Origin of the sequence: Xenorhabdus innexi, assembly GCF_002632485.1 — a bacterium.
Classification (GTDB): domain Bacteria; phylum Pseudomonadota; class Gammaproteobacteria; order Enterobacterales; family Enterobacteriaceae; genus Xenorhabdus; species Xenorhabdus innexi.
Genome location: NZ_NIBU01000005.1, coordinates 25,156 through 49,513, shown reverse-complemented (window position 1 = coordinate 49,513; position 24,358 = coordinate 25,156). Strand labels below are relative to the sequence as shown.

At 43.8% G+C, this 24,358-nt stretch carries 20 protein-coding genes, 1 pseudogene and 1 other annotated feature; of the genes and pseudogenes, 14 read left to right on the top strand and 7 right to left on the bottom strand.

All coding sequences use genetic code 11. The annotated features are described in order from the left end of the window. The first annotated feature begins 184 nt into the window (after positions 1-184). Positions 185-804, top strand: a pseudogene (locus Xinn_RS03290) (glutathione S-transferase family protein). On the opposite strand, the gene Xinn_RS03285 reads toward Xinn_RS03290, so the two are convergent. Beyond that, on the bottom strand, positions 805-1,656 hold the full coding sequence (locus tag Xinn_RS03285) for an SDR family oxidoreductase (RefSeq protein WP_086953677.1): 852 nt from the start codon (positions 1,654-1,656) through the stop codon (positions 805-807). It lies immediately after the preceding pseudogene. 362 nt (positions 1,657-2,018) lie between these two features. Between Xinn_RS03285 and hisL the strand changes: the two genes are divergently transcribed. From hisL to hisIE, 9 genes are all read left to right on the top strand, one after another. After that, a complete protein-coding gene (hisL, locus tag Xinn_RS21745; RefSeq protein ID WP_139837445.1) occupies positions 2,019-2,066 on the top strand; it encodes a his operon leader peptide in 48 nt (15 codons plus the stop codon). After that, positions 2,042-2,164: a sequence feature (His leader region), on the top strand. Its footprint overlaps the gene before it by 25 nt. 58 nt (positions 2,165-2,222) lie before the next feature. Continuing rightward, positions 2,223-3,122, top strand: coding sequence for an ATP phosphoribosyltransferase (gene hisG, locus Xinn_RS03280; protein WP_086953678.1), 900 nt, complete (start codon positions 2,223-2,225; stop codon positions 3,120-3,122). Positions 3,123-3,126: 4 nt separating this feature from the next. Then, entirely contained in the window at positions 3,127-4,512 is a 1,386-nt protein-coding gene (gene hisD, locus Xinn_RS03275) for a histidinol dehydrogenase (RefSeq protein WP_086953679.1), read from the top strand. Between the two features lie 3 nt (positions 4,513-4,515). Continuing rightward, on the top strand, positions 4,516-5,622 hold the full coding sequence (gene hisC, locus Xinn_RS03270) for a histidinol-phosphate transaminase (protein WP_086953680.1): 1,107 nt from the start codon (positions 4,516-4,518) through the stop codon (positions 5,620-5,622). Next, on the top strand, positions 5,619-6,686 hold the full coding sequence (gene hisB, locus Xinn_RS03265; RefSeq protein ID WP_086953681.1) for a bifunctional histidinol-phosphatase/imidazoleglycerol-phosphate dehydratase HisB: 1,068 nt from the start codon (positions 5,619-5,621) through the stop codon (positions 6,684-6,686). The genes hisC and hisB overlap by 4 nt, the downstream gene beginning before the upstream one ends. Before the next feature lie 12 nt (positions 6,687-6,698). Continuing rightward, positions 6,699-7,289, top strand: coding sequence for an imidazole glycerol phosphate synthase subunit HisH (gene hisH / locus Xinn_RS03260; RefSeq protein WP_086956453.1), 591 nt, complete (start codon positions 6,699-6,701; stop codon positions 7,287-7,289). 4 nt (positions 7,290-7,293) lie between these two features. Further along, positions 7,294-8,031, top strand: coding sequence for a 1-(5-phosphoribosyl)-5-[(5-phosphoribosylamino)methylideneamino]imidazole-4-carboxamide isomerase (hisA, locus tag Xinn_RS03255; protein WP_086953682.1), 738 nt, complete (start codon positions 7,294-7,296; stop codon positions 8,029-8,031). Next, positions 8,013-8,789, top strand: a complete 777-nt coding sequence (hisF, locus tag Xinn_RS03250) for an imidazole glycerol phosphate synthase subunit HisF (RefSeq protein ID WP_086953683.1) — start codon at positions 8,013-8,015, stop codon at positions 8,787-8,789. The genes hisA and hisF overlap by 19 nt, the downstream gene beginning before the upstream one ends. Further along, positions 8,783-9,442 (top strand): bifunctional phosphoribosyl-AMP cyclohydrolase/phosphoribosyl-ATP diphosphatase HisIE, encoded by a 660-nt coding sequence (gene hisIE / locus Xinn_RS03245; protein ID WP_086953684.1) that lies wholly within the window; start codon positions 8,783-8,785, stop codon positions 9,440-9,442. The genes hisF and hisIE overlap by 7 nt, the downstream gene beginning before the upstream one ends. A 227-nt stretch (positions 9,443-9,669) precedes the next feature. On the opposite strand, the gene yiaY is transcribed toward hisIE, so the two are convergent. After that, entirely contained in the window at positions 9,670-10,821 is a 1,152-nt protein-coding gene (yiaY, locus tag Xinn_RS03240; RefSeq protein WP_086953685.1) for an L-threonine dehydrogenase, read from the bottom strand. A gap of 211 nt (positions 10,822-11,032) precedes the next feature. On the opposite strand from yiaY, the gene Xinn_RS03235 reads away from it, so the two are divergent. Further along, entirely contained in the window at positions 11,033-11,533 is a 501-nt protein-coding gene (locus tag Xinn_RS03235; RefSeq protein ID WP_086953686.1) for a YbaK/prolyl-tRNA synthetase associated domain-containing protein, read from the top strand. A gap of 313 nt (positions 11,534-11,846) precedes the next feature. Here Xinn_RS03235 and gndA read toward each other — a convergent pair whose 3' ends face one another. Beyond that, positions 11,847-13,253: an NADP-dependent phosphogluconate dehydrogenase gene (gndA, locus tag Xinn_RS03230; RefSeq protein WP_086953687.1), complete on the bottom strand. Its 1,407-nt coding sequence runs from the start codon at positions 13,251-13,253 to the stop codon at positions 11,847-11,849. A 278-nt stretch (positions 13,254-13,531) separates the two neighbouring features. Here gndA and Xinn_RS03225 point away from each other — a divergent pair, with 278 nt between their 5' ends. Together Xinn_RS03225 and Xinn_RS03220 are read left to right on the top strand one after the other, a co-directional pair. Further along, the gene (locus tag Xinn_RS03225; RefSeq protein ID WP_086953688.1) at positions 13,532-15,112 is read left to right on the top strand and encodes a TerC family protein; all 1,581 of its coding nucleotides are present in this window, start codon (positions 13,532-13,534) and stop codon (positions 15,110-15,112) included. 180 nt (positions 15,113-15,292) lie between these two features. Further along, positions 15,293-17,464 carry a phage tail protein gene (locus Xinn_RS03220; protein ID WP_086953689.1) on the top strand — a complete coding sequence of 724 codons (2,172 nt, stop codon included), beginning with the start codon at positions 15,293-15,295 and terminating at the stop codon, positions 17,462-17,464. A gap of 81 nt (positions 17,465-17,545) precedes the next feature. Here the strand turns inward: Xinn_RS03220 and asmA are convergent, their stop codons facing one another. The 4 genes from asmA to apbC form a co-directional block, all read right to left on the bottom strand. Next, positions 17,546-19,396, bottom strand: a complete 1,851-nt coding sequence (gene asmA / locus Xinn_RS03215) for an outer membrane assembly protein AsmA (RefSeq protein ID WP_086953690.1) — start codon at positions 19,394-19,396, stop codon at positions 17,546-17,548. A gap of 77 nt (positions 19,397-19,473) precedes the next feature. Then, positions 19,474-20,055, bottom strand: coding sequence for a dCTP deaminase (gene dcd / locus Xinn_RS03210; RefSeq protein WP_086953691.1), 582 nt, complete (start codon positions 20,053-20,055; stop codon positions 19,474-19,476). A 48-nt stretch (positions 20,056-20,103) separates the two neighbouring features. Further along, positions 20,104-20,745, bottom strand: coding sequence for a uridine kinase (udk, locus tag Xinn_RS03205; RefSeq protein WP_086953692.1), 642 nt, complete (start codon positions 20,743-20,745; stop codon positions 20,104-20,106). 257 nt (positions 20,746-21,002) lie between these two features. After that, entirely contained in the window at positions 21,003-22,115 is a 1,113-nt protein-coding gene (apbC, locus tag Xinn_RS03200) for an iron-sulfur cluster carrier protein ApbC (RefSeq protein ID WP_086953693.1), read from the bottom strand. Positions 22,116-22,295: 180 nt separating this feature from the next. On the opposite strand from apbC, the gene metG reads away from it, so the two are divergent. Beyond that, positions 22,296-24,323 carry a methionine--tRNA ligase gene (gene metG / locus Xinn_RS03195; protein ID WP_086953694.1) on the top strand — a complete coding sequence of 676 codons (2,028 nt, stop codon included), beginning with the start codon at positions 22,296-22,298 and terminating at the stop codon, positions 24,321-24,323. The last annotated feature ends 35 nt before the right edge of the window (positions 24,324-24,358 follow it).

The window sequence follows — 24,358 nt, the reverse complement described above, 5'->3', positions numbered from 1 at the left end:
TTTTTTTCATCATCATCCGCCTTCTTTCTTTGACAGCCGCGTCCAATTCAACAACTAAAGTACAAAACCTCTATTAATATAGATGTTATGAGATAAGACTCCAATCCAATAGCGTAAGAATCTCCTGTTATTTCTATGAGTTTATTGCCATATTATCAAATAACCTGATATTGAGGAGAGAGTAATGCTAACAATCTGGGGTCGTAAAAATTCATCAAATGTAAAAAAAGTTCTTTGGTGTCTGGAAGAATTAAATGTTCCCTACCAGCAAATTGATGTCGGGGGGAAATTTGGCAAACTCGATGAGCCTAATTATTTACACATGAATCCCAATGGAGTTATTCCATGCTTACAGGATGGTGATTTTATCTTGTGGGAGTCAAATGTGATCGTCCGCTACCTTGCCGAGAAATTTGGCAAAAACACATTATATCCAAATGATATTAAAGAAAAATACAACATTGAGAAGTGGATGGACTGGACAGGATGTAATCTGTTTTTCCCATTAAACAACTCATGATAAGCCTTGTCAGGACACCAGAAGAGTTACGTGATCAAAAAGTTATTGCACAGGCATTAGCAGAAATAGAACGACTGCTGAAAATTGCCGATGAAGCATTAAGCCAGAAACCGTATCTTTCCGGTGATAAATTTGGCATGGCTGATATTGCGTTGGCACCGTTTATCTACCCGTGGATCAATGTTGTGACTGAGCGCCCCTCACTGCCAAACTTGGAACGCTGGTATCAATTAATGACTGAAAGGCCAGCATTCCGAAAAATCGTTATGATTGAAATAAACTAATTACAAACTCATCGGCATGCTTCCGGGATCTGGATATTGATACTCAAACCCCAGTTCCCGGCAAATGCGGCTTCCATCTACTGTTTTACATTTCTCAGTGTAGTTTTCTGCTTCCTCACTTGCTTCCGGCTGTAAAAATTCTGGTGGAGCCAGATTAAGCTGACAGCAGGCCTGTGAGTAAAACTCTGACCTTTTAGGGTGTACAGGTGCACACAAATTGTAGACATTCCCACCCTCAGAACGCTCAATCAGCAGCTTAATGGCAGAGATAGCATCATCCTGATGAACCAAATTAACGGCATTTTCCCCTCCTGCGATTGCCTTCCGTCCGGCGAGAAAACGCCCTGCATGACGGCCCGTACCGACCAGACCTGCCAAACGCAGAATATCAACAGAAGTATTGGGTAGCTGATGCAGCCAGTTCTCCAGTTCAACCAAGGCGCAGGCTGACTGAGTTTCAGCAGCCAATGAAGCATCTTCATTAAGATGACCAACAGATGAGCCATAAACGGAAGTTGAGCTGATAAAAATAATATGAGGAACAGAATGGGAAAGTGCTGTGTCCACAATTAACTGGACTGCTCTGACATACTCTACCCCCCCTCCAGCAACACCACTGGGTGGCAGCATCAGAACCAACACATCAACTGACATCAGTTGCTCAAGCTCATCGGCTGCACAGACTATTTCAGGATTCAGATTTAATAAATGGCAATCAATGCCACACATACATGCTGCCTCAACGCCATCTGGTGTTGTTTTACTGCCGATCACCTGTAAACCACTTCCTTGCAGAGCTTGCGCCAGTGGCAATCCCAGCCATCCCAACCCGATAATTGAAACCTTTTTCACTGTAATCCTCTCCAGCCCATATCGTACTGATTAGTAGGCAAAGTTATCCCCATAAAGAGCATTACTCAGCCACATTTTGACGGGAAAATACATTATTATTTATAAAACAAAATGTTAATGAATAAAAATAACTTTTTTAAAAAAAAGGTTGCTTTTCATACACAGGATCAGATAGGTTAAATGACAGTCAGTTCGTTATTTATTCTGGCAAGCTATACCAGCATATAAACAAAGTTAAGCACAAAGTTCCTTCGAAGTCACAAACCTGACATCACAGAACAGAACAGAACAGAACAAAATCAGAACAAAATAGTACCGAACACAACCAACACAAAAATAGCACCAAAGAGAGCGCACATATTATGAATCGTATTCAATTTAGCCATCATCATCACCATCATCCTGACTAGTCTTTCAGGCTGCTGTGTGCTGGAAGACATTTAGTAAGTCTTCCGGTGGCATGAATACGATAGAAAACCCCCGGAAGATTTTCCGGGGGTTTTTTTCTATACCTAATAAATTCGGGCTACAAAAATATTCAGATTGATACATAGGGTAGACATAACATGTTAGATAAAACACGATTACGGGTAGCCATGCAAAAATCAGGGCGCCTGAGTGATGATTCCAGAGAATTACTGGCACGCTGTGGCATAAAAATCAATTTGCAACAACAGCGATTGATTGCATTCGCGGAAAATATGCCCATTGATATCCTGCGTGTCCGTGATGACGATATTCCCGGTCTTGTGATGGATGGCATTGTTGATTTGGGGATTATTGGTGAAAACGTACTGGAAGAAGAACTACTGAGCCGACAGGCACAAGGAGATGATCCCCGCTATACCACATTGCGCCGCCTTGATTTTGGAGATTGTCGGCTTTCCCTCGCAGCCCCTCTTGATTACAGCTATACCGGTGTGACATGCCTGCAAAATTCACGCATTGCCACGTCTTATCCGCACTTATTAAAACGCTATCTGGATAAAAAAGGGATTCAATTCAAACCTTGCCTGCTTAATGGCTCAGTTGAAGTTGCTCCACGGGCCGGGTTGGCTGATGCTATCTGTGATCTGGTTTCAACCGGTGCAACACTGGAAGCAAACGGATTGCGGGAAGTGGAAGTCATCTATCGTTCAAAAGCCTGCCTGATCCAGCGTGATGGTGAAATGCCTGAAGCTAAACAACAACTAATCAATAAGCTAATGACCCGTATTCAGGGTGTGATTCAGGCTCGTGAATCCAAATACATCATGCTGCATGCACCAAGTGACAAACTGGAAGAGATCATCGCCCTGTTACCAGGTGCAGAACGCCCGACAATTTTGCCGCTGGCCGGAGCACAAAATCGTGTAGCCATGCATATGGTGAGCAGTGAAACCCTATTCTGGGAAACAATGGAAAAACTCAAGGTATTAGGTGCCAGTTCTATTCTGGTTTTACCAATCGAAAAAATGATGGAGTAAACGGATGAGCACCAATGTCAGTATTGTCGGTTTTAGCACCATTATCCGCTGGCAGTCATGTACACCGGAACAGCAAAAAATACTGCTGACCCGCCCTGCTGTTATCGCTTCTGACGATATTACCTATACGGTGAAACAGATTCTGGAAACAGTTAAAGAACGTGGTGATAACGTATTACGCGAATATAGCCAGCGTTTTGACAACACAACAATTGATACTGTCCGAATCTCAGAAAAAGAGATTAACGCAGCGAAAGAGCGCCTGACAACAGAAATCAAACAAGCCATCCAGTTGGCGATGAACAACATCCGTCTGTTCCATGAAGCGCAAAAACCAGCAGTCATTGAAGTAGAAACTCTTCCCGGCGTATGCTGCCAACAAATTACACGACCCATTGATTCTGTCGGGCTTTATATCCCCGGTGGCTCCGCACCACTACCTTCTACTGTACTTATGCTTGGAGTTCCTGCCAGTATTGCAGGATGTCGTAAAATGATTCTGTGCTCTCCACCACCAATCGCTGATGAAATACTCTATGCTGCGCAGTTATGCGGTATTAGTGATATTTTTCAGGTTGGTGGTGCTCAGGCTATTGCAGCAATGGCATTTGGCACAGAGTCGGTTCCTAAAGTAGATAAAATTTTTGGGCCGGGTAACGCATGGGTTACCGAAGCCAAAAAACAGGTCAGCCAGCGTATTGACGGCGCTGCCATTGATATGCCCGCCGGCCCTTCTGAGGTACTGGTAATCGCTGATAGCGGCGGCGCCCCCGAATTTACCGCAGCAGATTTACTTTCACAGGCAGAGCATGGGCCAGATTCACAGGTCATATTAGTTACACCCGATGAAAATTACGCCGGGCAGGTTATCCGTGAAATTGAAAAACAGCTCCCAGCCCTGCCACGCCAGCAAATTGCAATACAGGCCTTACAATCCAGCCGGATTATCCTCGCTGATGATATCTCCCAATGTGTGGCGATCAGTAACCAATATGGCCCTGAGCATTTGATTATCCAGACACGGCAACCAGAACAACTCGTGGATCAAATTACCAGTGCCGGTTCCGTTTTTCTCGGCGACTGGTCTCCAGAATCTGCGGGAGATTATGCTTCCGGCACTAATCACGTTTTACCAACTTACGGTTATACATCTACTCACTCAAGCCTTGGACTGGCGGACTTTCTGAAAAGAATGACCGTACAGAAGCTGACGCCACAGGGTTTGAAAAAACTTGCTCCAACGATTGAAATACTGGCACAGGCAGAGCAGCTCACTGCACATAAAAATGCAGTTACAGTACGCATCGCTGCCTTGAATAACCCTGATAATGCAAATAATCCTGATAATACAATCAATAATGCAGACACAAACTTTCAGGCTAAGGAGTAATTAATGAGCACTGTTTTTGATGTCACTTCACTGGCAAGAGAAAATATCCGCAAATTAGTCCCTTATATGTCAGCCCGTCGTTTGGGTGGCAATGGTGATATATGGTTAAATGCCAATGAATATCACGCTGCACCTGATTTTCAGTTTTCTGAAAAAACACTTAACCGCTACCCTGAATGCCAGCCTGCGGCCGTTATTCAGCGCTATGCTGATTATGCTGGCTTGCTACCAGAGCAAGTACTTGTCAGCCGCGGAGCAGATGAAGCTATCGAACTACTGCTCCGCACCTTTTGTGAACCGGGCAAAGATGCTGTTATATTCTGCCCGCCAACCTATGGAATGTACGGTGTCAGTGCGGAAACTTTCGGCGTTGCACAGAAAAAGATCCTTGCAGGTTCAGACTGGCAGCCAAATATAACGGCCATCAAAAATAATCTGGATAACGTCAAATTAATCTATATCTGTAGCCCGAATAACCCGACAGGCAATCTGATTTCCTCTTCTGCATTACGCCAGATCCTCGAACTGGCCAGCAACCGCGCCATCGTTGCCATTGATGAAGCCTATATCGAATTCAGTCCGCAGAATACTACCACTCACTGGCTAAAAGAGTATCCGCATCTGGTAATTTTGCGAACCCTCTCGAAAGCTTTTGCTTTAGCAGGGCTACGATGTGGATTTACGCTGGCTTCTGCCGATATTATCGCTCTAATGTTGAAAGTGATTGCACCTTATCCCCTTGCCACGCCTGTTGCCGATATTGCCGCACAGGCTCTGACTGCTCAGGGCATACGGGCAATGCAGGAGCGGGTCGAAGAAACAATTGCCAATCGGGCTTATCTACAGGATGCACTTGATAAGCTGATATTAGTGGAAAAAGTCTTTCCCAGTGAAACCAACTATATTCTGGTGCGATTCACCAATGCTGATTTTGTGTTCAGAACGTTATGGGATCAGGGCATTATTCTGCGTGATCAACAAAAACAGCCGGAACTGGAAAATTGCCTGCGTATTACTGTTGGCAGCCGTAGTGAATGTGAGCAACTGATCACCGCTATCGATGCTCTTTGCAAACAAAATCAACAAGTACAGGAAACAGAGAATCCATGAGCCAGAAAATACTTTTTATTGACCGTGATGGCACGTTGATCACTGAGCCACCCACTGATTATCAGGTTGATCGCCTTGATAAGCTGGCATTTGAACCCGGAGTGATCCCAGCTCTGCTGACCTTACAGAAATCCGGTTATAAACTGGTCATGGTCACTAATCAGGATGGATTAGGCACAGACAGTTTTCCACTGGCTGATTTTGAACCGCCGCACGCACTGATGATGCAAATTCTTTCTTCACAGGGAATTAAGTTTGAAGAAGTACTAATCTGCCCTCACAAACCAGAAGATGGCTGTAACTGCCGTAAACCAACACTCGGGTTAGTAGAAAAATATCTGGCTGACGGAATATTAGACCTCAAAAACAGTTACGTCATTGGTGATCGGGAAACTGACCTGCAATTGGCTCAGAATATGGGAATTAAAGGTCTCCGCTATCATGCAGAATCGTTCGGCTGGTCAGCAATTTGTGAACAATTAACCCGTCAGGATCGTTATTCCTGCGTAAGCCGCAAAACCAGAGAGACAGCCATCAAGATTGAAGTCTGGCTGGATCGTGAAGGGAAAAACCGTATTAATACAGGTGTCGGTTTCTTTGACCATATGTTGGATCAGATAGCCACTCACGGCGGTTTTCGCATGAATATTCAAGTTGATGGTGATCTCTATATTGATGATCATCACACTGTTGAAGATACAGGCCTTGCTCTGGGAGAAGCCCTGAAACAGGCTTTGGGTGACAAACTGGGTATTGCCCGTTTCGGTTTTACCCTTCCAATGGATGAATGTCTTGCCCGATGCGCTCTGGATATCTCCGGCAGACCGCACCTTGAGTATAAAGCGGAGTTTAAACATCAACGTGTCGGGGATTTGAGCACAGAAATGATCGAACACTTTTTCCGTTCCCTCTCTTATACCATGGGATGTACCTTGCATCTGAAAACGAAAGGTAAAAACGATCACCATCGTGCCGAAAGTCTGTTTAAAGTTTTTGGTCGCACACTGCGGCAGGCTATCCGCGTAGAAGGCGATACCCTGCCCAGCTCTAAAGGTGTTTTATAAGAGAGAATAATGATGAAAGTTGTTATTTTGGATACCGGCTGTGCCAATCTTGCTTCCGTTGCCTACGCCATTCGTCGGCTGGGGTATGAGCCAGTCATCAGTCTTGATGCAAATGTTGTTAGATCAGCCGAAAAACTGCTTTTACCGGGAGTCGGTACAGCGGCGTCAGCAATGACCCAGCTTCAGCAACGAGAGTTGATCCCTCTGATCACATCTCTTACCCAACCTGTTCTGGGTATCTGTCTGGGAATGCAGCTTCTGGCTGAAATCAGTGAAGAAGGCGGCAATATCCCGCTACTGAAATTAATCAGCTCTCCAGTCAAAAAAATGGCAACTTCTGGCCTGCCGTTACCTCATATGGGCTGGAATCAGGTCAATGCCCAATCAGGCCATCCTCTGTTTCACGGCATTGAAGATAACGCCTATTTTTACTTTGTTCACAGCTATGCACTGCCCGTTGGCAAATACACCATTGCTCAAACAGATTATGGCTCCCCATTCAGCAGTGCGGTCTCAAAACACAATTTTTTTGGTGTCCAATTCCATCCTGAGCGTTCTGGTGCAGCAGGAGAACAGCTATTAAAAAACTTTCTGGAGATGTAACCCCATGATTATACCTGCATTAGATTTAATCGATGGCAATGTTGTCCGTTTGCATCAGGGGGATTATGACCAGCGCCGGAATTACGGCAGTTCTCCGTTATCCCGTTTACAGGAATATGAAAAAACAGGTGCCAAACTGCTGCATCTGGTGGATTTGACCGGTGCGAAAGATCCGGCCAGACGCCAGATTTCACTGTTACGCGAACTACTGTCTGGGGTATCTGTTCCGGTACAGGTCGGAGGAGGCATCCGCTCAGAAAGCGATGTTGCAGCCCTTTTTGAAGCCGGAGCAAACCGGGTAGTCATTGGTTCAACGGCAATCACACAGCCAGCATTAGTTAAACAGTGGTTTCAGAAATATGGCGCGGAATCCATTGTTTTAGCACTGGATGTCCGCATTAGTCCCGACGGTATTAAACGGGTTGCTATCAGTGGCTGGCAGGAAAACAGCGAAGCAACACTGGAGCAGGTCATTGAGCAATATCTTCCTGTTGGCCTGAAGCATGTGCTGTGTACTGATATTTCCCGCGATGGCACATTGAGCGGCTCGAATATTTCACTTTATCAGGAAATCAGTCAACACTATCCACAGGTTGCATTTCAGGCATCTGGAGGGATCGGCAGTCTGACCGATATTTCCTCTTTACCTGCATCTGGTGTTACAGGTGTCATTGTCGGACGCGCATTGCTTGAAGGAAAATTTACATTGAAGGAGGCTATCGAATGCTGGCAAAACGCATAATTCCCTGCCTTGATGTCCGTGATGGACAGGTAGTCAAAGGGGTACAATTCCGCAATCACGAAATTATCGGTGACATTGTGCCTCTTGCGCAACGCTATGCTCAGGAAGGTGCTGATGAACTGGTATTTTATGATATTACCGCCTCCTCTGATGGCCGTGTTGTGGATAAAAGCTGGGTTGCAAAAGTCGCTGAGGTAATAAATATCCCCTTCTGTGTCGCAGGCGGGATCAGAACAGTTGAAGATGCCGGGCAAATTTTATCATTTGGTGCAGATAAAATTTCAATCAATTCTCCGGCTCTGTCAGACCCTTCTTTGATTAACCGTTTGGCTGAACGTTACGGCGTTCAATGTATCGTCATTGGTATTGATACATGGTTTGATGAGAAAAGTGACAGCTATCAGGTATATCAGTTTACCGGAGATGAAAAACGTACCACAGCAACCGCATGGCAGACTCTGGACTGGGTCAGAGAAGTACAACAACGTGGTGCCGGTGAAATTGTCCTGAATATGATGAATCAGGATGGCGTTCGTAATGGCTATGACCTTACCCAGCTTCAACGGGTTCGGGCAGCCTGTTCTGTACCTTTAGTCGCATCAGGGGGAGCAGGTGCTCCGGTTCATTTTCTGGATGCCTTTAAACACGCTAATGTTGATGGCTCCTTGGCTGCTTCTGTCTTCCATAAACAGATTATTAATATTGGCGAACTGAAACACTATCTGGCGGCGCAAGGGGTCGAGGTAAGAATATGTTAAAGATAGCACCATTAACATCACAGGAAATCGAAAAATTAGACTGGCAAAAAGTAGATAACCTGATGCCCGTGATCGTGCAACATGCCATCTCTGGCACCGTACTGATGATGGGCTATATGAACAGAGAAGCCCTGAATGTAACGCTGGATTCCGGCAGAGTCACTTTCTTTTCACGCACTAAACAACGCTTATGGACTAAAGGTGAAAGTTCTGGTCACTTTCTGGAGTTGTCCGAGATTTACCCTGACTGTGACAACGACACTCTCCTTATCCTTGCCCACCCTATCGGCCCAACGTGCCATAAAGGAACTGAAAGCTGCTTTGGCCCAGCACAAACAGAATGGAGTTTTCTTTATCAATTAGAACAAATATTGGCAAGCCGGAAAAATGCCTCACCCGACAGCTCCTATACTGCTCGCCTGTATGCCAGTGGCACAAAACGCATTGCGCAAAAAGTTGGGGAGGAAGGCGTAGAAACAGCGTTAGCAGCAACGGTGAATGACCGGGAAGAACTCACTAATGAAGCTGCTGATTTGCTCTATCATCTGCTGGTGTTACTTCAGGATCAAAATTTAGATCTGAGCTGTATTATCCGTCAATTACAGAAAAGACATTCAGTGAAAGACAACAAATCGCCTTCTGCTGAGGAATAACGTTTTAAAAAACAGAGCCACTTCGTTAAATGGCTTTAACCAAATAAAACGAAGTGGCATTTTTTGACTAAGGTCTATCTCTGGCTGGATAGTGAGCCGAATCAGGGAGAGAAATTTCATACCCTGTTTAACGGTTCATTCAACAGATAATACTTAACGCATTACATTGAACGGATAGTATTGAACAGATAGTTATTGAACAGATAGTATTGAACGGAAAAAAATAGTTACATCGCCTCTTCAAAAATAGCCACAATCTCTTCATGTGATGCCTGAATTGGATTAGTGAATCCGCAAGCATCTTTTAATGCATTAGCTGATAATACAGGCAAATCTTCCACTTTGACGTTCAATTCAGTTAAACCGGACGGAATATTAACATCTCTTGCCAGTCGACGGATTTCCTGAATACAGGCTTCAGCCCCTTCCTGCTCGGAGATATTCGCAACATCAGCTCCCATCGCAGTGGCAATATCTTTCAGGCGGGATGCTGCAACTTTTGCATTAAAGCGCTGTACATGAGGCAGCAGCACTGCATTACAAACACCGTGTGGCAAATCATAGAAACCACCTAACTGGTGAGCCATCGCATGAACATACCCTAAAGAAGCATTATTGAATGCCATACCAGCTAAAAATTGGGCATAAGCCATCTTTTCCCGCGCTTCCACATCGCTGCCATCTTCAACAGCCCGACGTAAATAACTGCTGATCATTTCAACTGCTTTCAGCGCACAGGCATCAGTAATAGGATTAGCAGCCGTAGACACATAGGCTTCGACAGCATGAGTCAGCGCGTCCATACCCGTGGCTGCGGTCAGCCCTTTCGGCATACCAATCATCAGAGAAGGATCATTGACAGATAAAACAGGCGTCACGTTTTTATCCACAATTGCCATTTTAATGTGGCGCTCTACATCCGTGATAATACAAAAACGTGTCATTTCAGAGGCTGTACCTGCCGTGGTATTAATTGCTATCAACGGCAACTGAGGTTTTGCAGAAACATCAACACCCTCATAATCACGGATATCTCCACCATTCGCTGCAACCAATGCAATACCTTTTGCACAGTCATGCGGCGATCCTCCCCCCAGCGAAATCACAAAATCGCAATCATACTGATGCAGAATAGCTAACCCTTCTTCGACGTTAATCGTAGTTGGATTAGGGTTTGTTCCATCATAAATCGCACTTTTTATCCCTACATTAGTCAATAAGTTCTGAACGTTCCCAACAATACCAATCTCATTCAACACTCGGTCAGTAACAATCAGGGCCTGCTTATAACCATAATTTTTGACTAACTGAATGGCTTCATTAAGACACCCTTCACCGATTTTATTCACTGGTGGGATAAAGAAAGTTGATATTGCCATTAGGAACTCCTTAGACTTTACTGAGGGATCTCAAATCTTGATAAGAGAAGTGATTTATAATTTCGCACTTATTTACATCAGTTATTTTGATTCAAATCAACAATCACAAGTGTAGGAATAAAAAATAAACGGAAATTCACCAAACTTTAAAATGATAAAAATTACCTTAATAATCAAACAAATAAAATAGTACAAAAATCAGGAGAGCATTTTGTTTAAGAATGATATTTTTGAGCGTCTTACCACCCTACTTGATACTAACAAGGCCCGCTATCGGGTGATGGAACATGCTACTGGTGGGAAATCAGAAGAAGTGGCAAAAATACGTGGCACATACTTAGGTCAGGGAGCAAAAGGGTTAGTCTGTCATGTTAAAGGAAATAACTGCCGTCAGTATATTCTGGCAATCTTACCCGCCGATCAGCAGGCTGACTTGGCACTTCTTGCCAAACAAGCAGGTGGCAATAGAGCATCACTGGCAAGCCCGAAGGAAGTTTCCGAATTAACTCGCTGTGTTTTTGGTGCCATACCACCTTTTAGCTTTCATCCTGATTTAAAACTGGTTGCCGACCCATTTTTATTTGAACGCTACGATGAGCTGGCGTTTAACGCTGGCAGTCTGGAACGTTCAATCATTTTAAATACAGAAGATTACCGCCGCATCGCCAACCCTGAATTAATTTCATTTAGGAAGGTTATTAATCAACGATAGATTAACAAATAATCAAAATCAGATTAATAAACAATCAATCATGCTATGATTTAACCAGGCAAGATGAGCAATTATCCTATGAATAATTTTTCTATCTTTATAATCCTTGGTCTGGTTATTATCATCAGCATGATCATGATATTGTTACACCACACGTTTGGTGCCAGCATTGCGCATTGGCTGGAACATGCTGCCCACAAGCTAATGAAATAGTAATCATACCCTGAATTTTCTGCTAAGAAACTATCCACAAAAAAGGCGCTGAGAAACTCAGCACCTTTATGAGTAATAATCGTCAAATATTAACTTACTATTATCCTAACCACTCAGTATGAAACACACCTTCTTTATCAGTGCGTTTGTAGGTATGCGCACCGAAATAGTCACGCTGTGCCTGAATCAGATTGGCTGGCAGGACTGCGGAGCGGTAGCTGTCATAATACGAGATGGCAGCAGAGAATGTTGGCGTAGGAATACCATTCTGTACCCCATAGGAAACAACATCGCGCAGCGCCTGCTGGTATTCATCAGCGATTTGTTTGAAATAAGGTGCCAGCAACAGGTTAGCGATAGCCGGATCTGCGTTGTAAGCATCTGTGATTTTTTGCAGGAACTGAGCACGGATAATGCAACCCGCACGGAAGATCTTAGCGATCTCGCCATAATTCAGATCCCAGTTGTATTCATCGGAAGAGGCTTTCAGTTGTTGGAAGCCCTGTGCGTAAGAGACGATTTTGCCTAAATATAACGCACGGCGGACTTTTTCAATAAATTCCGCTTTATCACCTGTAAATGGTTGTGCTTCCGGCCCTGACAGGACTTTAGATGCTGCAACACGCTGATCTTTCAGAGAAGAAATGTAGCGGGCGAAAACGGATTCAGTAATCAGTGTTACCGGAACACCCAAATCAAGAGAACTCTGGCTGGTCCATTTACCTGTTCCTTTATTGGCTGCTTCATCCAGAATCACATCAACGAGATATTTACCTTCCTCATCTTTCTTAAGGAAGATATCAGCCGTAATTTCGATCAGATAGCTACTCAGTTCACCTTGATTCCAGTCCTTGAAGACATCTGCCAGTTCCTGGTTAGTCAGGTTCAGGGAATTTTTCAATAAAGAATAAGCTTCAGCAATTAACTGCATGTCACCATATTCAATACCGTTGTGAACCATTTTCACATAATGACCTGCGCCATCCGAGCCAATATAAGTCACACAAGGTTCACCATCCACCTGAGCAGCAATCTCTTTCAGAATCGGCGCAACCAGTTCATAGGCTTCTTTTTGCCCACCCGGCATAATTGAAGGCCCTTTCAATGCACCTTCTTCACCACCAGAAACCCCTGTACCGATGAAGTTAAAGCCTTGCGCAGATAACTCGCGATTACGGCGGATAGTATCCTGAAAATAGGTATTGCCGCCATCAATCAGAATGTCACCCTTATCCAAGTGTGGCGTCAGAGATGCAATAGTTTTATCCGTAGCTTCACCGGCCTTAACCATCAATAAGATACGGCGCGGTTTTTCCAGAGAATCGACAAATTCTTCAATGGAATAACTTGGAACTAATTTTTTCTCTGGATTTTCAGCGATAACTTCATCAGTTTTATCACTGGAGCGGTTGAAAATAGATACAGAGTAGCCACGGCTTTCAATATTCAACGCCAGATTGCGACCCATAACCGCCATACCGACAACACCGATCTGTTGTTTGGACATGAATAACTCCCGTCTGATAATGACTGCTATCTACTAAAATGTTGTACATGCAACAATGTTGAATACAACAAAATATAGTAGACAATTTGTTAATGAGATCACATGTTAACTCATGAATGGGTATTGAGGATAGTTATTGATGCAATCGATATCGTCATACTGCTTTTTTGCTGAAAAAATTTCCAACCGCAATAAATCAGCTATTGATATTTTGCCAACCAATCCTCATTATTCAGTGGTCGGCAAACGCCGTCACACTAAAAGGTAAAATAAACTGTATGGAATGGATCGCTGATCCGACGATATGGGCAGGTCTGGCCACACTTATCGTTTTAGAAATTGTTCTTGGCATTGACAACTTAATATTTATTGCCATTCTGGCAGACAAGCTACCAGAAAAACAAAGGGATAAAGCAAGACTGACGGGCTTATCCTGTGCTCTGTTAATGAGACTTATCCTGTTATTCAGCCTCTCCTGGCTTGTCTCCCTGACAACGCCATTGCTGACGCTGTGGGGTCATTCATTCAGCGCCCGCGATTCAATTATGCTGACTGGGGGAATATTCCTGCTGTTTAAAGCAACAATGGAATTGAATGAACGGCTGGAAGGGAAAAACCTGCATACAAACCAACAGCGTAAAGGAATAAGTTTCTGGGCAGTTGTTGTTCAGATTATTGTTCTCGATGCAGTCTTCTCTCTGGACTCTGTGATTACTGCTGTCGGCATGGTTGATCACATTGGTATCATGGTTGCTGCTGTCATCATCGCAATGATCCTGATGATATGGGCCAGTAAACCACTAACAAAGTTTGTCAATGCGCACCCGACCATAGTGATATTATGTCTCAGTTTCCTGCTGATGATCGGCTTTAGTCTGGTAGCAGAAGGATTTGGTTATCGCATTCCAAAAGGCTATCTTTATGCCGCCATTGGTTTCTCTATTGTCATTGAAGCACTCAATCAGTTCGCCCAGTTTAATCGCCGCAGGTTCCTCAGTGCTTCCCGTTCATTACGTGAAAGAACGGCGGAAGCAGTCCTTCATATTTTAAATGGTAAGCGTGAAAGTGCGAGTCTGGATGATCATGCATCCAATTTGATTGCAGATCATGAGGAGCATAAAGAAGTCTTTGAGCCACAGGAAAGGCATATGATTGCCCGTGTTCTCAGCCTTGCACAACGCACGGTCAGCAGCATCATGACTTCACGCCATGATGTGGTTTACCTTGACGTTCATTCCCCCACTGACAAACTGGCTGTACTACTGAAACAGAAGCCACACACACGGATTGTAGTAACAGATGAAAAAACCAGTGATGAACCACTGGGAGTTGTGCACGTCATTGATATACTTGATCAGCAGCTTACTCATAATCCATTTGATTTGCGTCAATTAGTACAACAACCTTTAATTTTTCCTGAATCCCTTTCTTTGCTTCAGGCATTAGAACAATTCCGTCAGGCTCAGACACATTTTGCTTTTGTTGTTGATGAGTTCGGCTCTGTTGAAGGTATCGTTACAGTCACAGATGTAGTGGAAACGATTACAGGAAACCTGCCGGTAGGCAGTGGAGAAATAGATGCCCGTCATGATATTCAGGTCACGGAAGAAGGTGACTGGATTGCTAATGGATTCATGCCACTGGATGATTTAGTGCTTTATGTTCCGCTACCGCTGGACGAAAAACGCGAATATCAGACATTGGCAGGTTTGTTGATGGAGCATCTGCAACATATCCCACAACTGGGCGAACAGCTACAGATCGGTGAATATCTTTTTGAGCCAATGGAGATAACCAGCCATCGTATCAACAAGGTGAAAATCACATCGCTGAAAGCGGAAGAAGATATAGTCGAATAATCTATTCAGCTATCACTCTCATTTACTAATAAAAACCGGCATTCTGTCGGTTTTTTTAGTTCTGATAAATTTTATTATATCGATTTAATGTGAATTTTCAGATAATTAAGCCGAAAAATATTATGTATGCAATTGTATGTCTTACTTCATTGACTTGTCATTAATAAATATGGGGGTTACATGAGTAATAAATATTTTGCATTATTGACGGATTCAGGTGCCAATAAACTGGAAAACGCAGCAACTTCAGGCAATAAACTTGAGATAACACATATGGCTGTTGGTGATGGGCATTTACCCATGCCTAATGCAGATCAAAGCCAGTTGATAAATGAAAAACACCGTGCAGAAATTGACAGGCTGTTCATCGATCCCAATAACCCTAATCAAATTATTGTTGAACAGGTAATTCCGGAAAATGAGGGGAACTGGTGGATCCGCGAAATAGGTCTGTACGATGAAGATAACACGCTAATCGCTGTCGGAAACTGCGCTGCTTTGTACAAATCACAAATGCAGGAACAAACAGTTCGGATGATTTTACCGATTGGTGATAGAAACTTAACGGGTTGGATAGCGGAGTTAATTTCCGGCGTAGCCACTCGTAGCTACGTCAGAGGTAAAATCAGAGATCACGCAGAAAGTCGTAATCATCCTGATGCCACATTAAAAAATAAAGGTTTTGTCATTCTGAGCAGTGCTGTAGACAGTAATAGTGAAACTCACGCAGCAACACCGAAAGCAGTGAAATCAATTCATGAGCTGGCACAGAAAGCCTATGATTTAGCCAATCCGGAAAATGCTGGGAAGAAATGGGTGCCGTTAACCCGTACCATTAACGACCATGCGCTGAACAATGATATCCGGCTGATGGCGTCTGATGTCGGGGCCTACAGCAAGGAAGAGACCGACACCCGCATTCAGGCCAACAATGAACCGGTCTTGCACGAAGTTTCACAAGCCATGAAACTGGCTGAGACTGCCAACCAAAATGCCACCACTGCCATTAAAGATGCCGAAAGCAAAGTTCCGCTCACCCGTACCATTAACGACCACGCTCTGAACAATGATATCCGGCTGATGGCGTCTGACGTCGGGGCATACAGCAAGGAAGAGACCGACACCCGCATTCAGGCCAACAATGAATCCGTCTTGCACGAAGCTTCACAAGCCATGAAACTGGCTGAGACCGCCAACCAAAATGCCACCACTGCCATTAAAGATGCCGAAAGCAAAGTTCCGCTCACCCGTACCATCAACGACCATGCGCTGAACAATGATATCCGGCTGATGGCGTCTGATGTCGGAGCCTACAGCAAGGAAGAGACCGACACCCGCATTCAGGCCAACAATGAACCGGTCTTGCACGAAGTTTCACAAGCCATGAAACTGGCTGAGACCGCCAACCACAATGCCACCACTGCTATTAAAGATGCCGAAAGCAAAGTTCCTCTCACCCGCCGAATAAACGGAAAAGAATTAATAAATGATATCAAACTGATGGCGTCTGATGTGGGGGCTTATAATAAAGAAGAGACTGAGCAACTTATTGATGGCATCAAGGAACTGGCAAATTCTGCCAATAATAATGCCGACAGCAAAGTCCCCATGTTCCGCACAATAAATAATAAAGCATTATTAACCGATATCATGCTGAATGCATCGGATGTTGATACCTATGCTAAAGGAGAAATTGATCAGCAAATTAATGCCGTCAGAAAACTGGCAAATGATGCCAATAATAATGTCAATGGCAAAGTTCCATTAACTCGTACAGTGAATAATAAGGCATTACTCACTGATATAGCCCTCACTGCATTCGATGTAGGTGCTTATAGTAAAAGCGAAATTGATTCCCGTATAGACAAAGTCACAAAAAACGCGGACGGCCGACTGGCAAAAGATGAGAATGGTGCCGATATTCCGGATAAAAACGCGTTCGTAAGAAATATTGGATTAGGTGATTTGATTGGATTAAAGATTGAATCCAGTGTCAGCGGGCAAGATGCTACGATCATTAATCTTGGGAAGGTCACACAAATAAGCGGAATGGCTATAGCCAGTGCCCCGATTAAACCAGAACATGCATCAATGATTGGCGGAATAACATACTATACCAATTATTACAAAATTCGATTACCTATCAGCTTGTCCAATGGCATTATTTCATGTCATGCCAGTATCGTTTGTAATAATTTTGATAGCCAAGGCCCCTGCCATCTGGCTGATGTTAAAACACAAAGAAGTAATTCGGATGGGGTAGGATTATCGAAAGATACTTTAACCATATCCGTTACCACACCACAGTTAGGTTGGATTCCTGAGTTTTATTATGAAGTGACAGGGTATTAACAGAAATAAAAAGTAAAATACCCTTTTAATTCTCATCAGGTGATTGGCAGATTAATCACCTGATGAGGTTAAAATGACCTATTATTCAGCAGTTTTTTTCTTATTCTTACTGCTATCATTATTATCAAGCCAGTTTTTTATGGATTGTTTAATTTTTTGTTGTAATTCATCATGCAATATTGATTCGACATTAAGGGCGTATTGCAAATTGTTCCAATTACCATAAACACGCAATGGTACTTTTAATTTCTCTAAGTGGCTGACTAATTCGTTTTTTTGCTCCCAACCACCGGTTAATTGCACCAACAATGCAACATCAATATTCTGTTTCAGTAAATTTGCTTTACCCTGCCCTTCAATTTTTGCAGTATCAGAAGTTGCAGAAAGCCTGTTAATTTTAATTTCACCTTGTGCCAGTTTTGCTTTTACTGACAGATTTTGTACGCCAGTAAAACTCTGGGTATTCGTAGGCGGTTTAACCTGATCGGTGACTCTTGAAAATGATTGCTGGATCAGCATCGGAATATTCAGCCCATCCATACGCGCATTTTTTAGATTAACGTTCAGATCTCCCTGCCAGTAATGAGCAACCGCATATTCGTCATACCCGTCACCCCAAAGATCCCCGTCTAATGCCAACTGCCCACTGAATACTGACGGTAAATCCAAAACTTGCAGCAACGGCTGTAATTCAATATTCTGTAACAAGGGCTTCGTATGCAGTTTAGTCGGATTGACTGTTGCATCAATGGTTGTGGGAAGCGCAAAATAGCCTCCGAATACATTACCACTCAGCCTTAAAATATCGGCTACTCCTTCGTTATTAACCGCCTTTAAAACAAAGTTATCAATATCCATACCCTGATAAATAAATTTCTTTGCCTTAAGTAACAAGTGAGCATCAAACTCTTTCAGGAAACTGAGATCATAATTTGATAAAGGTGAAACCGACTTTGCAATCACAGGTTTTACTGAATTATTTTCAATCCGGTAATCAAGTTTTTCCTGAAAACTGTTTTTGGATAATTTATCCCAGCCCAGCAGATTATCTAAGTTTAATTGTGATGAAAATAAACTGATGGAATAGGCAGGTTTATCTTTCAGATTAATATCCACACCACCTGTCAGTTCGCTCTCATTCATCTTAAGCGCAATTTTTTGTAATGAAACGGATGAGGAAAAAGCATCGTATTGTAGATTTGCTGCCCCTTCCCCAGTAATGCCTTCCGGGGGTACACCAACACCTGTGAACTGATATTTAAACGAATTTATATCACCTGTTACATGCTGCGGATAATCAGCAATATTAATATCAGCATCAAATTCAAAGGCAAATTCCTGCTGGTTTTTATTGATTTTACTATTCAGCTCAAGATTAAGGTGATTCTTATCCTGACGCTTCATCAGCAGGTTAATATCCCGTATGTTTAGCTGCGAATGGGCGTTAATTTGCCAAATCAGCAAACTGTCTTCTACTTTGATCCTGTCAATATCCAATTTCCAGCTATGAGCACTACCTTCTGCCGGATAATGAATATCACCTTCGGGAGCAATGGGCGCTTCAGGTTTCTGCTGTGGCTGGCTATCTGGTGTAAGGTGAAAAACAGCCCCTTTGAACATAACTTCCTTAACCGCCAGCTGATGAGATAACAGTGGCAGTAATTCAACATCCAGACGCATGTTTTCTGCCACAATCGCAGGCTGTTGCGCTCCGGGAGCAGTCAGCGATACCTGTCCGGTCAAAATACTCAGTTTTGGCCAGACATGCCAACGCAAATCATCCTGTAACACGAGCTGATAGCCACTCTTTTTTTGTACTTGTTTAACTATGTAGTGACGAAAATCGTTCGGATTAATCAGTATGACCAATGCCGTCAGACCTGCAACCACTACCACTAACAAAATAATGAGTGTCGTTAACAATCTTTTCATGGCTTCCCCAGTCTCATGCCCACAAGATGATTATTTTCACCAAATGACTATTCTACCGATATTTTTAGCAGAAAAGATTAGTCCTCGCTGATTCGGCTCCCTACAGCTCCTTTCTGATTTTTATATTTGGCATCCTGACGTCGGTTGTAAGGACGTTCAGCATCACCTGAAAGCGGTTCAAAACTTAAGGCACCAATGACCATTCCGGGGCGCAGGGCTAACGGCAATTTCCCTGAGTTATAGAATTCAAGAACAATTTGACCATGCCAGCCCGGATCAATCCGGTGAGCAGTGACATGCACCATCAACCCAAGACGAGCCAGAGATGAACGCCCATCTAACCAACCAACAAGATTAGCAGGCAATGTGACAGATTCCAGTGTTACTGCCAATGCCAGTTCGCCGGGATGCAGAAAAAAAGCCTCTCCATCCGGCAAACTGATTTCATCGCTCATGACACGATCAAGCGCTGCATTAACTTCAGTCTTAGGGCCGCTCAAATCAATATAAGCAGCAGTATGACCACGAAAAACACGAAACTGATTCCCAAGGCAAACATCCGCAGTTGCCCCATTAATACGTTCGACAGGGGGACGTGGGGTAATTACCAGTTTACCTTCATCAAGCCATTTAATAATGTCACGGTCACAGAGTCGCATTATTTCCTCTCAAAATACGATAATTCTTATGAATACCTGAGTAATAGGTTATTCGTAAAATTGGCCAATCTTAGCTTTCAGTATATCGATAGCCACACGGTTTTTGCCGCCACGGGGAACAATAATATCTGCATATTGTTTTGATGGTTCGATGAATTGCAGGAACATTGGGCGGACAGTTTTCTGATATTGTTCCATGACTGAATCCAATGAACGACCACGTTCATTTACATCACGCTTAATGCGACGCATTAGGCAAATATCTAATGGTGTGTCAACAAAAATAGAAAAATCCAGCTCCTGACGCAAACGCTTATCCGTTAATAATAGAATACCTTCAAGGATAATAACGCGCTTAGGTTGCAAATGGATGGATTCTGATTTACGGGTATGAGCAACATAGTCATATTGGGGCAATTCAATGGATTTACCGGCTTTCAATGCCTGAATATGCTCGAACAGTAAATCGTGATCCATTGAACTCGGATGGTCATAATTAACTTTATAGCGCTCTTCCAGCGGGGTGTTAGTCTGATCTTTATAGTAGCAATCTTCTGGGATAACACCGATATTGTGATCGCCAACCTGAGCCCGTAATTCTCTATAAAGTGTGCTGGCAATAAGGCTTTTGCCCGAAGCGGAGGCACCTGCAATGCCTACGATTGTACACTTATGTGCTTCATCAGCCATACTAAAAATAACCTGATTAAAAAGAAAAAATAAAGTGGGAAAAATAGCATTCTTTCATGCTATGTTTGGCGGATTATAGGGAGTTAGCGGTCGCTATGCCAGCGTAAACAGGATAAGTCGCGTTTTTTTCGATACGCTTCGCATAAAAATTCTACAATCACTTGTGTGAAAAAGAAAAATAACTAAAAAACGCCATCTTATGGAACATATGAATTATGATGGCGTTTAATTAAAACATTCTTATTCAATGCCTGACATCAGACAGCCCGGAAAGAAATTTCCGTCGGGATTTTTTCTCCCTGCCAGTACATTTTAGCGGCAACATTAGCAGCAATTTCCCGATAAATATCGGCAAATTCACTGGCGGGCTGGCTGATAACTGTCGGCTCTCCGCGATCAAGATCTTCACGCAGTGAGATATGCAGCGGGATCTTACCTAACAACTGGCACTCATATTTTTCTGCCAGTTTTTCCGCGCCTCCTGTGCCAAAAATCGCTTCATGATGTCCGCAGTTATTACAGATATGTGTGCTCATATTTTCAATAATACCCAATACCGGCACGCTGACTTTCTGGAACATCACAATGCCTTTCATAGCATCAATCAGAGCAATATCCTGTGGCGTGGTAACAACTAAAGCGCCTGTCACCGGAATATTCTGGGATAGTGTTAACTGAATATCACCCGTTCCCGGTGGCATATCAATGACCAGATAATCCAGATCAGGCCACAGAGTATCCTGTAGCATCTGCATAAGCGCCTTACTCGCCATCGGCCCACGCCAGACCATGGCATTATCATCGGTGACAAGATAACCAATCGAGTTTGTCGCCATCCCGTGTACCATAATGGGGGCCATATGCTGACCATCAGGTGAAGTCGGGCGCTCCTTGGCTGTTCCGAGCATACTGGGAACTGACGGGCCGTAAATATCGGCATCCAGAATACCGACTTTTGCGCCTTCCTGCGCCAAAGCCAGTGCCAGATTCACCGCCGTACTGGATTTCCCCACACCGCCCTTTCCTGAACTGACAGCCAGAATATTGCGGACGCCATTAATTCCCGGCAGGTTATTAGCCCGGCGTAATGTACAGATATCATGGGAAAGACGCCATTCAACACCTTTTGCGCCAGTCGCATTTTGTAAGCGTTGAGTTGTTTCTTCTTTCAGTGAGTTAAAAGCCCGTTTCCATACGAACGGCATCATGAGTTCAATATGCAATATGTCATCAAGCACTGTGCAATGATGCAGTGCTTTCAGAGTCACCAAATCTTGTTCTAATGTAGGATGCTTAAATGTTGCCAGTATTTTCGCAACGCTTTCTCTCAGCAGGTCAGGATTGGTCTGCTCGGGGGATCGTGAGTTCATCCCGGCTCCTTTTAATTTTCTTTTTCAACCTAAAACTGTCTGACCATCATAACAGAAGCAAACAGCTTGCGATAAGGACACAAACAAAAGTGATGAAGTTCTCGCATTACCCTAGCGGCAATGCTTCTTATCGGGTAACATCAAAAACCCTTTTTAATTTATGGAAGTCAGATCCTAACTATGTCTCAAGTCGCGAAAAAATTATTGGTGACCTGTGCGTTACCCTATGCTAACGGTCCAATTCATCTCGGTCACATTTTAGAACACATTCAGGCTGATATTTGGGTTCGTTATCATCGAATGCGCGGCAAAGAGGTTCACTTTGTCTGTGCTGACGATGCTCACGGTACACCCATCATGCTGAAAGCTCAGCAAGCCGGGATCTCGCCAGAAGAAATGATCGACAAAGTGCATCTGGAGCATCAGCAGGATTTTGCTGGTTTTGAGATCAGTTATGATAACTATCACTCTACCCACAGCGAAGAAAACAGAGCTCTTGCATCCGACATTTATCTGAAACTGAAGAAAAACGGTTACATCAAAAACCGGACTATTTCTCAGCTTTTCGACCCGGAAAAAAGCATGTTCCTGCCGGATCGTTTCGTCAAAGGAACCTGCCCGAAATGTAAGTCAGAAGATCAGTATGGCGACAACTGTGAAGTCTGCGGAACAACTTATTCTCCGACAGAATTGATCAACCCGCGTTCAGTGGTATCCGGTGCAACACCAGAAATGCGCGAAACTGAACACTTCTTCTTCGACCTGCCAGCCTTCAGCGATATGCTGCAACAGTGGACTCGCTCCGGCACCCTGCAAGAGCAGGTAGCCAACAAAATGCAGGAATGGTTTGAATCCGGCCTGCAACAATGGGATATCACCCGTGATGCGCCTTATTTCGGTTTTGAAATCCCTGATGAGCCGGGCAAATATTTTTATGTCTGGCTGGATGCGCCAATCGGCTATATGGGTTCATTCCAGAATCTGTGCAACAAGCGTGACGACCTGAATTTTGACGAGTTCTGGGGAAAAGATTCGAAAACGGATCTGTACCACTTTATCGGTAAAGATATCGTTTATTTCCATAGCCTGTTCTGGCCTGCCATGCTGGAAGGCAGCAATTACCGTAAACCAACTAACGTGTTTGTTCACGGTTACATTACTGTCAACGGCACCAAAATGTCCAAGTCCCGTGGAACTTTCATCAAGGCGGAAACTTATCTTAAACATCTGGATGCAGATTGCCTGCGTTATTACTACGCGGCAAAACTCTCTTCCCGTATTGATGATATCGACCTGAATCTGGAAGATTTCGTTCAGCGCGTCAACAGTGACATCGTCAATAAAGTAGTCAACCTTGCTTCACGTAATGCCGGTTTTATCAATAAACGTTTTGGCGGCAAACTGGCAGATACGCTTGCTGATCCGGCTTTGTACCAACAGTTTGTTGATGCGGCACAGGGAATTGAAGACGATCTCACTAACCGCGAGTTTAGCAAGGCTGTACGTGAAATTATGGCGTTGGCAGATCTCGCTAACCGCTATGTTGATGAACAGGCACCGTGGGTTGTCGCGAAAGAAGAAGGCCGTGATGCCGATCTTCAGGCTATCTGCTCAATGGGTATTAATCTGTTCCGCGTATTGATGACTTACCTGAAGCCTATTCTTCCGAGTCTGGCTGATCGCGCAGAAGCATTTCTGAATACTGAGCTGACTTGGGACGGAATTTCACAGCCACTGCTGAATCATGCTGTTTCACCATTTAAAGCACTCTTTAACCGTATTGAAATGGCTAAAGTTGAAGCCATGGTTGCTGATTCCAAAGAAAGCATTGCACCACAAAAAACCGTGACTGGCCCTCTGGCTGATGATCCAATTCAGGAAACCATCGCATTTGATGATTTCGCCAAAGTGGATATGCGTATCGCATTGATTAAGCAGGCTGATTTTGTTGATGGTTCAGATAAGCTGCTGAAATTAACACTTGACCTTGGTGGTGAAACCCGTCAGGTCTTCTCTGGTATCCGCTCAGCTTATCCCGATCCAAAAGCCTTGGAAAACCGCCTGACTATGATGGTCGCTAACCTTGCTCCGCGTAAAATGCGTTTTGGTATTTCAGAAGGCATGGTGATGGCAGCAGGCCCCGGCGGAAAAGAAATTTTCCTGTTAAGCCCGGACAGCGGCGCCGAGCCGGGTATGCAGGTTAAATAATTAACGGCGTAATCAGGCTAAAAAACTGATATTAA

Coding starts and splice junctions, on each gene's coding strand:
- dcd (WP_086953691.1), bottom strand. CDS start 20,055: ATGCGACTCTGTGACCGTGACATTATTAAATGGCTTGATGAAGGTAAA.
- gndA (WP_086953687.1), bottom strand. CDS start 13,253: ATGTCCAAACAACAGATCGGTGTTGTCGGTATGGCGGTTATGGGTCGC.
- hisG (WP_086953678.1), top strand. CDS start 2,223: ATGTTAGATAAAACACGATTACGGGTAGCCATGCAAAAATCAGGGCGC.
- hisF (WP_086953683.1), top strand. CDS start 8,013: ATGCTGGCAAAACGCATAATTCCCTGCCTTGATGTCCGTGATGGACAG.
- hisH (WP_086956453.1), top strand. CDS start 6,699: ATGAAAGTTGTTATTTTGGATACCGGCTGTGCCAATCTTGCTTCCGTT.
- hisC (WP_086953680.1), top strand. CDS start 4,516: ATGAGCACTGTTTTTGATGTCACTTCACTGGCAAGAGAAAATATCCGC.
- metG (WP_086953694.1), top strand. CDS start 22,296: ATGTCTCAAGTCGCGAAAAAATTATTGGTGACCTGTGCGTTACCCTAT.
- Xinn_RS03225 (WP_086953688.1), top strand. CDS start 13,532: ATGGAATGGATCGCTGATCCGACGATATGGGCAGGTCTGGCCACACTT.
- asmA (WP_086953690.1), bottom strand. CDS start 19,396: ATGAAAAGATTGTTAACGACACTCATTATTTTGTTAGTGGTAGTGGTT.
- hisA (WP_086953682.1), top strand. CDS start 7,294: ATGATTATACCTGCATTAGATTTAATCGATGGCAATGTTGTCCGTTTG.
- hisB (WP_086953681.1), top strand. CDS start 5,619: ATGAGCCAGAAAATACTTTTTATTGACCGTGATGGCACGTTGATCACT.
- hisIE (WP_086953684.1), top strand. CDS start 8,783: ATGTTAAAGATAGCACCATTAACATCACAGGAAATCGAAAAATTAGAC.
- hisD (WP_086953679.1), top strand. CDS start 3,127: ATGAGCACCAATGTCAGTATTGTCGGTTTTAGCACCATTATCCGCTGG.
- apbC (WP_086953693.1), bottom strand. CDS start 22,115: ATGAACTCACGATCCCCCGAGCAGACCAATCCTGACCTGCTGAGAGAA.
- Xinn_RS03220 (WP_086953689.1), top strand. CDS start 15,293: ATGAGTAATAAATATTTTGCATTATTGACGGATTCAGGTGCCAATAAA.
- yiaY (WP_086953685.1), bottom strand. CDS start 10,821: ATGGCAATATCAACTTTCTTTATCCCACCAGTGAATAAAATCGGTGAA.
- udk (WP_086953692.1), bottom strand. CDS start 20,745: ATGGCTGATGAAGCACATAAGTGTACAATCGTAGGCATTGCAGGTGCC.